Genomic DNA, 14,813 nt, shown 5'->3' on the forward strand with positions numbered 1-14,813 from the left:
ACGCTTATCTCAGTTAAACCGCTTTTTCTATGCCCGTGAGATTTTTCATGTTTTCAAGTATCCAAATTGTCTTTTTTTGCAAACATTTCCACTGTTTCTTAAAGCGTGTACGAGTCTGGAGAACAACCCCATCATCAAATTGAAACAAACTGATACCATCAAGTTCATAACATCGCGCTCTTGCGGAGGTTGACTCCATTTTTTCTTGGAACCCTAACCCTAAAATCTTTAAAGCTGTACCTTTTCTGATAACAGGTAAGTAAATTGAAAAAGACCTTTTACAAAATCGTAATTTACTGCACATAGCTTCAAAAGAGGTCACGCCATGCGTAGGGTCACCATTATAATGTGCATAGTACAGATATTGCCCGTTTGACGAAGGATCTCGACGATTCCAATAAATCGTAAACGATCTCCCTTCAACCGATCGAATAAAACCCTCAGCTGCTTTTGTATACCCATGGCTAACTAATTTTTGGGCCATTTGGTCAGGTCCATCTTTACTAGTAAATACCCATTCTGATGTAAGAACAGTTGGCCTTTGGATTAATAAATTCATACCATTTGCCACTCCTTTATCATCCTTATTGTGTTACGATGTAACAACTGACCACACCCATAGATAGTCACAAACAGAAATCCAATTAGACCAATTAACAGCCTTCGAATTTCAGAAATCCCCAATGGTAACACCTCCTTTTCGTATGTAAAAAGAAGAACAAGCAAAAAAAAGCCCATCTACTTCGCACATACGAATCCCCTAAAAGATTCATAGTGCTCAGCAGATGAGCTTTACCTTGTTCTTCAGTCGCTCACCAATTGGTGGCAAAAAATAAACATAAAAATCTAATTACATTATACGCATCCTAAATCTAACAGTAAATATATCTTTTTTTGAAAATATGATAAACGTTTAGTATAATAAAAGTGATAAGGATATTCTAGGTTATTCCTTTCTCCACTTGCCCGTGAGACTTGAAAAAATAGAGTATCCTTGTCCCTTTCCAAAAAGAGCCCGCAAGCCTACCCATGCTTGGTGGGCATTTTTTTATGCCCATTTTAGAAAATATTAGTAACAAGTGATACCATAGTGTATAATCTTGGGTAAATGTTACTAAAACAATATGTTTTAGTCTCTTCGGTATGCATTTTAGCTTTTTTAACATGTTAATGTAAAAGGAGATACTCAAGATGGCCATTTCATTCCAGGATGTCCAAACAAAAACTATATCTGAGATACAGCTTGCGGTTTTTAAGGAAAACTACTTTACTATCGATCAGATAAGTAGTCTCCTTCAATTAAAAGGTCGACTTGCTGCATTAAGATACATTCAACCAAGAGAAATGAAGATGGTTGAGCTCTTCTATCACCCCATAGATAAACAAGACGAGTCTATCATTACCTCGCAAACAAAACAGCTTAAGACCAGATACTTTATTCCAAAAGAGGTATGGGCCCAGTTCATTACTGAATCAGGATGGGCTATCAAAACCTCTCGATCTATTACTGAGCGATTTACATTTAAAATCAACAATAAACTGATGCATTTACTGGTTGTTCATTCCAAAAGTTCCAAAGACATTGAGAGCGATGAACTATTTAATAGCCTATCAAATTGGCGGAGACAAATTAATATCACGATCGAAACCAAAAAAACTAAAAACGATGATTATAAATGTATAAATAAAGCATATTTCTATAAAATTGCCCAGCTTTGTAATTCTCTAGCTATAACTTCTCCCGAAAATGTCAGGCCATTACAATTTTTCGACCCAAATCAAGCCGCTTGGCTCTATAGGACCTCATTATTCTTTTCTGATTTAGTTGTAGACTACCAAGAGAGTTATGACAGTTTATCATTATTCGATCGCTTTAATAAGTACTTAAATGATGCTCTTTCTACTGAGGATCAATCCATTCATGATGATTTAAGGGATGAGATGTTAAACACAGCTGAGTTATTAACGACTTCAATACACCCATTTAGCTTGTTTAACCCCGAGAATGCAAACATGCTCTTATCGATACAAGAAGATCCCCTTTTACGTTTTCCACTCATTAATAGTTTGTTGCAGCTACACAATGAGTTTAAATCATTATCTCAGAGACACAATAATGTACTCCCTGGTATCCGTTTTTCTCGGGAGAAAAATGAAGATTTACTACAAGACTATCATTATGTCTACGATTTAATTCACTCACATAAGTTCTATCTTCCGGACAATATTCAGGAAGGTTACCATCCAGAAATTTTTGAGATAGTTTGTTCTGCTACATATCAGTTACTCGAGATCCTGGGAGGAAAAGACGCCCGTTTGACAGTTGCACCTTAAATTTACTTTCTGGCATTATACTTAAACAAAAAGGATAGAGGTTCAGAAATTATCTGACCTCTACCCTTTTTGTTTTCTATTTGGTCTATGAATTCAGAAGCCACTTTTCAACTTCTTTCTTCAAACTGTCATCATTCACAGTACCAGGTTTATCGAGAACTTCACCGGTTAATGTCTCCACCGCTTCGTAAAGATTATCTCTCACTTCTTCAACATAATCTCTATAATCGTCCAAGTCATCTTCGTCTGAGCTTTCCAACCAATCTTCTAATACTCTAAATGCTTTATTCTGATACTTGATTGCTTCTTGAATATTGTCTCTTACATCATCCATATCTCTTTCTTCACTTCTACCAATCTGATCGCCAAGCTCATTTGCTAATGCTTTCATGCGATCATCCATGAGTTCTAATGGTAAACCTCTATAAACCATTCCCTGTTTAATTAACTCTAAATTGGGATCACGATTAATGCTTGCTTTCGATTGAACAGCATTGTCCATCATTTCCGTAACGGATAAAAAAGCCTTTGCGAAGGATGCTATGTTAATGATGTCCTGATGCATCATACCAGAATGATACCGATCATCATCATATGGTATGTTTTTCATAACTTCAGCTGCGAGCTCCGATTTAGACTTATATTGGTAACCGTTATCCCGATAATAGGGATCAAACGAATCATTACTATCCTTACCACCACCAAAAAATAGATGTGTCTGATAGTTAGCTGAATCATAGAAGTATGCAACTTTATTGTTTTTTTGCATTTCACTTACAGGAACGTAAATTTCTCCATTAATAAAAAGACCCTTAGCGTTTGTTTTTTCCCTATCCATGTTAATAGCAACTAGTTCATAATTGCCTATTTTTCCATATGGGCTACCAGCAGCATAAACGGTACCCACTCCAATTAGAAGCGTTACAACAGAGGTAAGGACTATTTTTCTTTTCATTTCACTCACTCCAATTTGTATAAAGTAGTTGAAAAGCCTTCCTTCTGGACCAGTCCAAAAAGAAGGCTTTTGGTTCTTACAACTTGATTTCAAGAACTGGAGGTATTTTCTTTTGATTCGTCATTACACGCGACATAAGGATTGCTGCATCCCCGCGCAAAATATTTGCATTAGGTTCAAATACAAACCCTTTTTTAGGATCCTGATCATCTACCGGTGAACCTGCAATTATTTTCAATTTCGCAATTGCAAGTACAGATGGCGCAGCATAATCATTAATAAGATTGTAATCTTTGAAAAGCTTTGCAAGTCCTAATTTACTAGCTGACGCAGAAGTGCCAGTTTTCAATTTCAATGCACGTGTTAAGATGACAGCAGCTTCCTGACGAGTAATTTTACCTTGTGGGTTAAAGATTCTAGGGTCAGTTCCCTTTACAATTCCTAACCTTGCTGCTGTCTCAATGTGACGATAATCATAGAGATCCGTTGGAGTGTAATCCATGATTACATCATCAAAGCTTGGCTTTGAAACATCTGTTACAAGTGGTAACTGCAAAGCTCGTACTACCATTGCAGCGAATTCCCCACGCGTAGTATCTGTATCTGGAGCGAAATCCAGTGAGCTTTTTGCAAGAACTACCCCTTTTGCAAACATCGCTTCCATATGATTACGAGCATAAGGGTGATGTACTACATCACGGAAGGAGTCATTCAGTTTTGCTACTACATAATATCCAAAACGGTCAAACGGAACTTTAATTGTCTTTTTCCCAGTATTTACAACACCGCCAAGATTCTCCCAATAGAATTTCTCTGGGTCATAGCGCATTACTGTTAAGGTATGAGCTGCACTTGGAACCACATTTTCATCATATGATAACTCAAGGGTTCCCCGCTTTGTAGGCATAAGAACTCGATTCTTAGGAACTTCGTTAAAATTGTACAAGCGAGGATTCATTTCTTTTGGATCAGGGATGGCCAAAATAGGCAACATACCGTATTGATATGGATCGTATTCATCTGTATTTGGATTATCAGCCATACCTGCATCGATCCAAAATACATTACTTGCTTTAATAAAGTGCATATCAAAGGAATTCTTATACTGTCTTCCTAAGTCTTGTACAGTGTCATCGAAGTTTTTCGGTCTCTCTTCTAAATAATCATATCGATCTACAACACCGTCATCCGTATTTGCAATACCAAACAAGATGTTATGTCCTTTAAATACTTGACCACGCAGATTTTCAGCGACTGTATAATCTGTTCTCATTAGATAGGATTCTTTAGGGAAAGTCAATGCAACTTTTCCTCCAAAAACTTTACCTATCTTATCCATTGGCGCCATATGTTGAGCGCCTTGAATATTGGTAGGTGCGTAGAAAACTTCAATCGTATCTGTTACTTTGTCAGCACCGCGTGTAATTGTAATTGGAATCTTATTTGCCTTTCCTGGCTTTAAATCAGTGAATATTGCACGATAAGCATCGGTAGTATCTACGTCGCCATCCATGTCATCATCAAAGCTAATTTTTTGCGCTTCTTTTTTTCCTACCATTACACTTGTAGAATTCTTAGACTCAATAACAACTTCAACATAGTTTTGATTTACAGTCTTTTGTAACGAGGTCGGTCGCAATATTTTATATGCAACACCTGGAGCTGAAACTTCTAAACGATAGGATGCTTTTGATCCACCCGTCAAACCATTATTGTAAACGGTAAATTTAAAAACTACCTTACTTCCATCAGTAGGAATGTCTTGCTCATCAATATCAAAAGTAAAGTAATGCTTATCCATGTCGTAGTACACGTCTAAATCTGGAATGTCAGTCATACCATTGTCGAACGGACTTCTATCATTCATTAAAGTATTTTTGGTAATATCCCATGTTCTCGTTCCAAAACCATCTGGACCCTCAACAACCAATAGATACTTAGAATCATCTAGACGCGAAATGGTATTGTTCACTTCATTTTTGTTATCACCTAAATCAACAAAGTCAAAAGTACCAGTAATCTTCATTTTATTTTCTTTGGTAGTGTAAACTCCATCTTTACCAACGAAACGTGAATCTTTTTTTCGAGTAGTTGTGTTATATGGATAAATTTCTGTATTAGCTACTGGGATCTCAGGAACCGAATTCGAGTAGAGAGTAACCGTTAATGTCTTCTCATATACCAGATTATTTTTATCGTATTTGAAGACGATTGTATTTTGGCCGTCATGGAAGTAGCTAGAAACTTTCCCGCGATAATTTATTCCACTCGCAAGGCTTCCTTGATCCGTATTCATCATAAATGTGTTAGAGCCAGTACCAGGAACTAAAAATACCTCATTATTATTAACCTTTAATGTGATTGGTTTTTTTCCGTCCGAACCTTTAATGAAGTCGGAGGCCACAACATCAACATTGTCCAAGCGTCCTTCAAAATCTTTCAAAACTGTTTTGATAAGATACTTGGTAGATCCTGTCTCTTTTATTGCATAACCAGAACCATCATTAGACTGATTTGGATCATATTTAAAGATCAAACCATCATATACACCGTCCAACTTGAGGACTAGACCTGCCGCGGCATTGATTTTTACGGATTCGTATGCATTTGCATCGTAGTAAATTGTTAATGTTTGTGTTCCATCAAAAGGAAGGTTATCAATTTTCACATCATACATTACTGGAGAACCAGCAGCGGTCGTAATATTTGCTGAAGGAATTACCACTTGCGATTTGTTCCCATAAGCGTTCACAGATTCCACTTTTATTCCCGCAGTACTTGAACCAAATGGAACGTGCATTCTAATTGTGAACGGCTTTTCATTGATAATAGTGCCTTCTTTCAAATCATTAAAGGTATTTCCTGAAGCAAACTTATATTCCAATTTTGAAATATATGGCGCATTTTTATCCAAAAACATATATCCAAACTCATCATCAGTAGGATCGTCATATACCGCAGATGGTGTAGGATTAGACGGATCAGATTTAAATGTTTCTACAGGGCTAAATGCCGAAAATTCGGTATAGATACGTGCATTATCTTCAAACATATTGGTTGTAGGTAAGTTCGAACCTTTAAAGGTAAACTTGTAGATTGCGTAAGATCCTGTTTGACTCTGGAATGTGTATGAAAAATCGCCAGTTGGAACAGGTTCCGTTACATTCTTTGCTTCATTCACCAAATCTGCCTTCACTAACACCGTACTTCCTGGTGAAGCTGGCTTAAACGATGTTAAACGTGGTTCTTGAGGGATAATTACATATCCACTAAAGGTCGTGTTCGATTTTCTATTAGCTACGGTTGAATTAGTTTTTACTGTCGGATTGTCTCCCAAAGAATAAGTTGTTGAATTATCTACCATTTCGACATCATAAAAAGTGCCTGTACCATCGAAATAAACAATATTCCGCTTTACTTCTACTGTTTGGTTGTTATTTTTCAGAAGAAATGTCAGCTTGTTAAGACCACGGTTTAACTTGACTCTACCTACAATAAAGTAAGCATCGGAATCTTGTGTTACACTTCCTGAGGATGACTCACTCCCATTCCTAATAATAACTTGGGATACATTGGGAGCATTACCTTCAATAGTGAAATAGTCACCAGTAGCAAACTCTCTCGTAACGATAGTTTGTTTTGTTGGATCAATTGGTAGCTTTTTACCTCCACCAGTTAGCTGAAGATTATATAGAAGTGGAGTACTGATGTAGGTGATTTCATAGGTATTGATAACATCTGACGTACCTTGTTTGCCATAGAAGGTAATTGTATTGTCTCCATCATACAATTCAATATTAGCAACAGTAATTTTTGCACCATCTTGGGATACCGTAATTCCCCTTGATGTAGGAGTAGTTTCAATATTAGCCGACTTGTTCTTAACGGAATAAGTGATTCCGTTAGGAGAAACTTGACTTAGTAACCCTTGTAACGTGATATATTTGTAATTTACTTTCGAAACTACATCGGGAAAGATAAAGTTCTTCTGTTTATTATTGTTGTCCCCCCATGCAGCTTCTACATGCACTGGATACAATGGAACCATTGTGAATATCAGTGCTAGAGCAATCAAAATTTGAAATACTCTTTTACCCATTAGATTTCCCCTCCAAAAAATAGTCTACTTACATTATCCTCACATTTTTTTCTATTGCAAAAAAAGTGACTGCCCGTCTGCGTGAATGATAACGTATGATTTTCAACACAAAATACATCCTCATTACTCTTATCGACATAAAATGCTAAAATCTTAATGTTTTTATGAAAAAAGGATTGGTGTATATGAAATAATCTATTCTAAAAACCAAATTTAACTTGCAGATCGTATTTAGAAACAAAAAAGAAGCCGTTGCTGCCGGCTCCTTATTTATTGTACATCTAATACTTGTAGAATAGAGGAATCAATTTTTACTGCCACTTCATAAAAACCATTTTCCTCACATTCTTTTATTACTTGTGGATCAATTTCGTTACGAGAGACGACTGCTTTACTATTGCTAAGTGTTTTATTTGACTCACCAGAGCTATCCCCATCCCACTGAAAGAACGAGGTATAAACCGCCACTTTATTATCTGGCATCAATCGATAATAAGTCCCTTTATACAAACCCGGTTCATTTACGAACACAAAAGCTCACACCTTCCACAAGCACCTTCCTAGTATGTACAACGCATCATAAATATTAGAATATGAAAGGTTTACTCCCCCGCTTTAAGTATATACAGAATATACTCAAAAGAATACCCCTATCTTAATTTCATTTAAAGACATATAGCGACATTGCTAGGTACCATTCTAATAGTCAAAATAATATCCTTGACCATATACTAGCCCTTTCTCTAACAATTTCTCTCTCATTTCTAAGGAGTCTACATGTTCAACAATAAGCGGTCTATTCTGTTCAGTTAACTCTTTTAAAAATGTTGTATTTGATAAAACATCGGCAGCAACCACTTTATATCCATTTACAGATATATTCCTCCATAAGGCTCCCCATGTATGTGGTGAAAGATCATCTACCCATACTTCGATTCCTTTCTCTTGAACACAGGTGATTAATGATTGAAGTGTTGGCTCTGAGAAATTCAGAGCTGGACCCCATTCTACAATTTCTAATCCGCCTTCCCAATGCAGATCGCTGACTAAAAAATATGGAAGAGAAGATACTGTTAAATTCAGCATTTTAGATCGCTTACTATTTTCAGCTATCCCCTTTTCTAGACATTTCTTTTCCCTCTGCCATAAGGAAAAAGGATCATTCACATTAAAATAGTCGGAGATCGTTTGAGTTGCTGGTCTACATAACCATTCCTCTGCAAATACATCATCTGTTCTCATATTAATAATTGCTTGTGATATCATATTGATCCGTTCAGAACACAATTGTAATTTTCCCCCTCTTATAAAAAAATGACCAAAGGACAATAATCCCTTGGTCAACACCCATAGCCGATTACGATAATAGTTCGTATATAAGAAGAAAAGACCCGTATCTATCTCTAGGTCTTTATCGTATGTACACATTCGAAGCGTCCATTTTATACGCTGTTACTTGTATCACTCCGTCTTCAAGCGCAAGCGAGTTTGATAATCGAATGCTAGGTAGAACTCGAAGGATCATTGGGTAAACATTAGCAATAATCTTCACCTCAACTTGCTCCTTAAATCCTTTAATTTCTCCAGTACCATAAATTTCAAAGTCAGTGATATTTCTTGCTTTTAAGTACTCAACTGTTTCATCACTAATTGTTTCGGTCATTCTTCCTTGCTCAACAGCACGCTGTATTGCATAAGAACTTGCTTCTTGAGTATAAAAAATGGCTCTACCGGTCAGAATGATGTCCGGCAAAAGCACAACAATTAGAAGCAAAAAGGCAATTTTTAAAACGGACCACTCAAAAACCATAAAGTTACCAGATTCAGAATTAATGAAATCTTTGAAGCGTTTCATCGGCTTCAATCTCACTTCCGATAAATTCATTCTCAACGCGTGTATATTCCCCACTTGCGATAGAGACAATGTAGCCAACGACAACCAATGCAACCATGAAAGCTCCCCAGGCGAGAGCCGTGCTTTCAAAAATTTGAAAGCCCGACTCGTCCCGGAACCATTGATGGACAGATGGCATTAGTTCCAACCAGTATCAGCTTTTGCACCCCAACCTGGAGCAATTGCATCTGTATTACCCGGTTGAAGAGCACCGATACCACCTGTGTTACCAAAGTACTTATTACCGACTCCGCTCCAGTAATCATTCATTACCAAAACGCTGACAGCAGCTACACCAATTGCTAAAAGCACTCCGCCTTGAGTCAAACCAAACTTCTCAAAGACCTGGAAACCATCTTCGTTTTTTACCCAACGCTTCGCTACTTTTACTGCCTGTACAGAAAAATTCTTTACTGTGTTTGGTTTCATGCTACTACCTACCTTTTTCATAAGAATTTGTATTCTACAGAAATTCCTTTTGGGAATTTGCTGTTAGTACCATATCATCCTTGCATCCTTAACATACTGCCGAACAAGATCACGCCCATATATATCGCAATTAATCCGACATTCAAAAACGTAGGAATACGAGCGATAACTTTCATCTGATCGATATTTTCATCTGTTACTCGTTCTTGTAGTTCGATCAGAGTTTCACGCAAGCGTAGATTAATCTCTTTTGGATTGGAACCAGCCTGATTGATCGACAGCAGAATGTTATTCACAAAACGGTCCACATACGTCTCATTAATTTTTTGAGCAAAGTCTTTTAACGCTTTTTCAGGCCCCTTTGTCATTAATTCTGATTCCAGAGGCTCAAGATAATAGCGCAGGGCATGAGATTTGCCCAATACTTTTTTAATTGCTATCAGTAATGAGTCATACGGAGTGTTGTTTCCTTCTGCTTGCATGATGTAAACCGTTACGAAACGCGTAAACTCTCGTAACTTGTTCTCACTGTGTTTCTTTCTTTTCGCTTTAAGGTTTCGCATAGGAGCTCCATACATGTAAACACCGGCCGCAAAACCCGCCACGACCACATAGGGTTTATATTGACCATCCATGAACATGGATAGCAATAAGAACACGATAGGATAAATTAGTATGTTGGCAATTTGAGCAATTTGCACGTCTTCAGGACGACTTTTATATTCCCCCGCTTTTTCCAGCTCGACTTTAATTGCTGCGTAACTTTGTTTTGCAATTGGGTTCTTTTTCTGGATCCACTGGTGAATTGGATATAAAATCTGGTGGATACTAGACTTTTCCACTACATTCCTTTCCTCATCACTAATCCGGTCAGAATTTAGAAACTCCCCAGCTGCATATTTTTTTTCAGCGGGATGAAATATACGATAAAATGCCCAAAAGAATACAGCACCCACTACAATGGTTAGGGCCTTGATACTCATGTACTCCCTCCTGTTTTATAAGACCCACTCTAGCTGAAAACTCAAAAAGGTACAGCAAGAACGATTGATTCCCAAAAACAGAAATCCAGTGGAAAATAAATCCACTATTCGTTCTCGCTGTACCCTACGTACCTGCGAGTTATTCAATTAGATAGGATAATTATACTAAACTTTGATAAAAAAGACAACGATTTTAGAAAAGATTACGTGGATTAAGTTTTTTCCGATATGTCCATGTAATCCAAGCGCTTAATGTCAGTACAACACCGTCCATGATATTCTGAATCGGTCCAACCGCTAAAGGCCCACTACTAGGAAGCATAAATGTAAAAGACCCTACCATCACGACAACCAGCCCAAACATCATATTCATTTCTTTCCTTGACTCGGACGTTTCCCTCAAATATCGATTCGCGTTTTTCTGTTGCCTTCTAAGAAGGTCGGAACAATCACGAACAATTTCTCGAGCTTTCTCTTGTGTCTCTTCCGCAACTTCCACAATCATATGAAAGTATTCGAGTTGGGGAAGGTCTAGACGTATAGGGATATCCTCTAAAGCTTTCTGTAAGCCCATTCCCGCTTTTTCAACTCCGTCAACAGCTTTTTGGTATTCTTCCTTTAATGGTGATTGCATATAAGGAACAGCAGCTTTAATAGCATGAAAAATTGGGATATCTGCTTGCATTTGTTGCTCTACTGCATTAATCGCTTGTTCAGCGCGAAGAGGAAGCTCCTGTTGAAATGCCTCTTCGCGCTTTTTTAGTTGGAAGAATGGAAAGAACAGGCCAAACGCAATCCCCGCAAGAATATAGAGTGCTGAATTGCCAACAAATCCTCCAATTCCACCGATGACAAAGCCAATTACTGCCCACGTCTGTTGATAGTTCGGTGGAATTAACCAGTTCACCCTTTCAGCCCGCATGCGAAATGAATTAAGCCTGCGTTTTCTCCTATCCTCATCACTCATATCTTTCTCAATGTTTTCTTGCTCAGATATTAGTAGCGCAAGTGATTTTTTCTTAAAGCGTTTTGATATCTGGTAAAACACAACCATTAGTAAGATTGTCCCAATAATCCAAAAAACCATATATAGTTTCATCTATTGCACCTCACTATGCGACGTTACTATCGTTCTCGTCTTCATCATCAATGCCTTCGAATAATTCTGACACAGGGGGGATCTCCGGCGCCTGCAAAAAACGTTTAACTATATGAACTGGCGCCCCATGATCTACTAAATATTGTGCAAACTTCCGTGTTATTCTGCCTGTTCGATAAAAACGACCAATTATCTTCCCGTTCTCATCGGTGCCATCCTTAACAAATTTAAAAATCGTTCGATACTTTAATTTCCCATTTTCAAAGTCTTCAAGTTGAATAATTTCACTAGCACGTCTTACATTATCTTCGTATTTCATTTGGAAATAAACTATGTCAAGTGACTGAGTGATCCACTTGCCGATTGAATTCGTATCCATCTTGGAACCGTGTTCCTGGACCATGTTAATTAGCCGCTGTACTGTATCTGGCGCGGACCGTGAATGGGCAGTTCCCATAATCTTATGACCAGTAATGCCTCCATTCAACATATCGTAAGCTGCACCGTCACGCACCTCACCATATAGCATGTAATCCGGCTTTTGTCTCATTGCATTCCTTGTCAAGTAAGACAAATTAAAGTTGGCATTAGGATCTTCCGTATTGAATTTACACTCTTCCGTAATTATGTGTTTATCCGGAAACTTATGACGAATTCTAGCTTCTTCAACATCTTCCATCAAAATGATGCGTTCATCGTCTGGAATGTGATCAACAAAGGCAGTAAGCAATGTAGTTTTACCCGAACCAGTACCACCTGCAAATAAACTATTACCTCCATATCTAACCACAAGCTCCATAAACTCATTCATTTCCTCACTAATTGATCCACTTTTAACAAGATCTTCTGGTAAGAGTGTATCCTTAGGAAAAATTCGGAATGAAATATAAGGTCCACCCCCACCAGTTGCAACTGGTTCCTGAACAATATTAACACGACCATCTGGGTACCTAACGTTAGCTAGAGGCATATTTGTCCCTAGCTTTTGTTGGCCATTCCTCGCAATTTTTTTAGCAATGTCATTCGCATGTTCTTGATCTCGAAAACGAGCTTTTTCCTCTTTATACTTTTTCCCCTTTTTTTCATAATAAATATCAATTGCACCTGTTATTGGATTTAGTCCATTTATCCATATTTCATTAAGACCTTCTTCGCGTTCAATAATTTCATCTATCGGTCCTAATCCACAAATTTCAAATGTCATGTGTTCCACGAGCTTTGAAGTTTCATTAAAGCCGTTAATTATTATTTTGTTTTTTTCTATGTAGCTAGAAATAATAGGCACTAACGTATGCCGAGCTTCCTTATCAAACATTGAAGCTTTTAACTCATATGAGTGTTTCTCAATCAAAAACTCACTTAATGTGTCTACTAGTATTTTTGTTTGTTTGTTCCGCTCTTCTTCATGATAAATTTTCTCATGTTCTGGTGCGGAATTAAGGTTTCGTATATGCTCTTCCTTTTTTTGATCGTATGCAAGTCGATCAGCACTACCTTGACTCGTCCTTGATACGCTAGCTAGCGTCATAGCAACCTTTCTTTTGTCTTCATGGGTTAACATGCTCATATTACCACTGCCCTTCTACACTAGTTAAAGATAAAAAGCCCTTTTTTCTTAGGCATCATTGTTTCATCTACATTAATTCCATATCTTTTTGCAAAAGATCTAACTTGCTGCATATAAGCTTTCCCGTATTCGATTTTTAAATCTAATTGGGCTGTTACCATCTCAGAATCAAATGGTAACGTCACTATTGGAGTCATATCGTAAAACTTTGAAACCTCCGCTGCAGAAGCATCCTCTTGAACTTTGTTTACAATTAATTGAAAGTGTTCCTCTGTCATTTCGAGTGCCTTATATGCCTGCATTGCCATTTTAAAAATACCTGAAGTAGCGAAGGAGTCATCCACTACTGCAAACCGCTCATCTGCAGAAAGAAGTGATAAAAGAGTAAACTCAGATAGGCTTGATGGTAAGTCGACCAAAATATTGTGGTACCCATTCTGTTTAGCTTCAAAAAATAATCTTTCAATAAGACGATCATCTTTCAACTCCATCGCTGGTTCATAATGAAGCTGCGCATTTCTGCTTAATGCAAATAACGTGTCTGGTAGATTTCTTAACCTCTGCTTGATAGCTCGTTGTGTTGGTGGCAAATCATCTTCAGCAACTTTATTATTTACAACGAATCCGTTAATCCCCTTTTCACCGTTTAGCATACGTACAAGAGCACCTTTTAGTGTTCTGTCTTTATGAGATAAGCCTGTTCTTCTAGCTAGTTTTGGATATTCCCAATCCATTTCGATGATTAAAACACGTCTACCCCCTCTAGCTAAAATGTTTCCCAACGCAGTAATAAATGACCCCACACCTACATTTGGTATTGGAGACCAAAATGCACTAACAGTTGGTTTGCTATAATCAACAATCCGATCAATAGATTGTATAGCATGAGGGTAGTACGGTGAGTTCGAGTCATCAAAAGAATCCTCGAGCGATGGAGGAGCGATAAAAGCTTTGTCTGTCACTCTACTTCTAGATTGAGGAAAGTAAGTATTGTCTGACTTGAAAGCTTTCTCAACATCCTCCCTCGTCGTTGGTAAAGCTAATATTTTTTCTGGATCTGTAAATGGGACAATCTTATAGAATTCTGATTCGAACAGTTTCTGTATCAGTGAATCTTGTAAAGGACGCTCTACCATAAACACCAGGTTCCAATCTTTTAAATCCATGATGAAATTGTATAGATATGCGTCAAACTTACCCTTATTGTCTATCGGGGAGCGTGTAGCAATCCGATCGGATACAAAGATCATATCCGGCATTTTACTCCAAATTAATTCCTTTAAATCATCTAAATAATCAACCTCATCACTATCAATGATCACTTGATTCTCTTGGTTGATTAAATCATGCAAAGTATTGTGTAGTTTTACATCCCCTGTTGCAAAAATGATTTTCATTTCTTTCACTTTTATGTGCCTCCTTATTTACTGGTTAGGAAGGTCCTGCCCCTCCG

The 14,813-nt window shown here is 37.6% G+C and carries 13 protein-coding genes; 1 reads left to right on the plus strand and 12 read right to left on the minus strand.

Annotated elements, in window-relative coordinates; genetic code table 11:
- Positions 1-13: 13 nt before the first annotated feature.
- The gene (locus tag ACFYU8_RS18340) at positions 14-571 is read right to left on the minus strand and encodes a hypothetical protein (RefSeq protein ID WP_390301889.1); all 558 of its coding nucleotides are present in this window, start codon (positions 569-571) and stop codon (positions 14-16) included.
- 620 nt (positions 572-1,191) lie between these two features.
- Here ACFYU8_RS18340 and ACFYU8_RS18345 point away from each other — a divergent pair.
- Positions 1,192-2,334, plus strand: coding sequence for a hypothetical protein (locus ACFYU8_RS18345; RefSeq protein ID WP_390301886.1), 1,143 nt, complete (start codon positions 1,192-1,194; stop codon positions 2,332-2,334).
- Between the two features lie 85 nt (positions 2,335-2,419).
- Here ACFYU8_RS18345 and ACFYU8_RS18350 read toward each other — a convergent pair whose 3' ends face one another.
- From ACFYU8_RS18350 to ACFYU8_RS18400, 11 genes are all read right to left on the minus strand, one after another.
- The gene (locus tag ACFYU8_RS18350; protein ID WP_390301883.1) at positions 2,420-3,289 is read right to left on the minus strand and encodes a hypothetical protein; all 870 of its coding nucleotides are present in this window, start codon (positions 3,287-3,289) and stop codon (positions 2,420-2,422) included.
- 76 nt (positions 3,290-3,365) lie between these two features.
- Positions 3,366-7,388 (minus strand): S-layer homology domain-containing protein, encoded by a 4,023-nt coding sequence (locus ACFYU8_RS18355; protein WP_390301880.1) that lies wholly within the window; start codon positions 7,386-7,388, stop codon positions 3,366-3,368.
- Positions 7,389-7,658: 270 nt separating this feature from the next.
- The gene (locus ACFYU8_RS18360) at positions 7,659-7,919 is read right to left on the minus strand and encodes a hypothetical protein (RefSeq protein WP_390301877.1); all 261 of its coding nucleotides are present in this window, start codon (positions 7,917-7,919) and stop codon (positions 7,659-7,661) included.
- 168 nt (positions 7,920-8,087) lie between these two features.
- Positions 8,088-8,675 carry an EAL domain-containing protein gene (locus ACFYU8_RS18365; RefSeq protein ID WP_390301874.1) on the minus strand — a complete coding sequence of 196 codons (588 nt, stop codon included), beginning with the start codon at positions 8,673-8,675 and terminating at the stop codon, positions 8,088-8,090.
- Positions 8,676-8,799: 124 nt separating this feature from the next.
- Positions 8,800-9,243 (minus strand): hypothetical protein, encoded by a 444-nt coding sequence (locus ACFYU8_RS18370; protein ID WP_390301871.1) that lies wholly within the window; start codon positions 9,241-9,243, stop codon positions 8,800-8,802.
- Positions 9,218-9,421, minus strand: a complete 204-nt coding sequence (locus ACFYU8_RS18375; RefSeq protein WP_390301868.1) for a hypothetical protein — start codon at positions 9,419-9,421, stop codon at positions 9,218-9,220. The genes ACFYU8_RS18370 and ACFYU8_RS18375 overlap by 26 nt, the downstream gene beginning before the upstream one ends.
- Complete coding sequence (locus ACFYU8_RS18380) at positions 9,421-9,711, minus strand: hypothetical protein (protein WP_390301865.1); 291 nt, start codon at positions 9,709-9,711, stop codon at positions 9,421-9,423. The genes ACFYU8_RS18375 and ACFYU8_RS18380 overlap by 1 nt, the downstream gene beginning before the upstream one ends.
- 74 nt (positions 9,712-9,785) lie before the next feature.
- On the minus strand, positions 9,786-10,694 hold the full coding sequence (locus ACFYU8_RS18385) for a hypothetical protein (protein WP_390301862.1): 909 nt from the start codon (positions 10,692-10,694) through the stop codon (positions 9,786-9,788).
- 193 nt (positions 10,695-10,887) lie between these two features.
- Entirely contained in the window at positions 10,888-11,793 is a 906-nt protein-coding gene (locus tag ACFYU8_RS18390; RefSeq protein ID WP_390301859.1) for a type II secretion system F family protein, read from the minus strand.
- Positions 11,794-11,806: 13 nt separating this feature from the next.
- Entirely contained in the window at positions 11,807-13,360 is a 1,554-nt protein-coding gene (locus tag ACFYU8_RS18395) for a TadA family conjugal transfer-associated ATPase (RefSeq protein WP_390301856.1), read from the minus strand.
- 20 nt (positions 13,361-13,380) lie between these two features.
- Positions 13,381-14,757 (minus strand): AAA family ATPase, encoded by a 1,377-nt coding sequence (locus ACFYU8_RS18400; protein ID WP_390301997.1) that lies wholly within the window; start codon positions 14,755-14,757, stop codon positions 13,381-13,383.
- Between the last annotated feature and the right edge of the window lie 56 nt (positions 14,758-14,813).

This window comes from Brevibacillus sp. NPDC003359, assembly GCF_042878995.1.
GTDB lineage: Bacteria > Bacillota > Bacilli > Brevibacillales > Brevibacillaceae > Brevibacillus.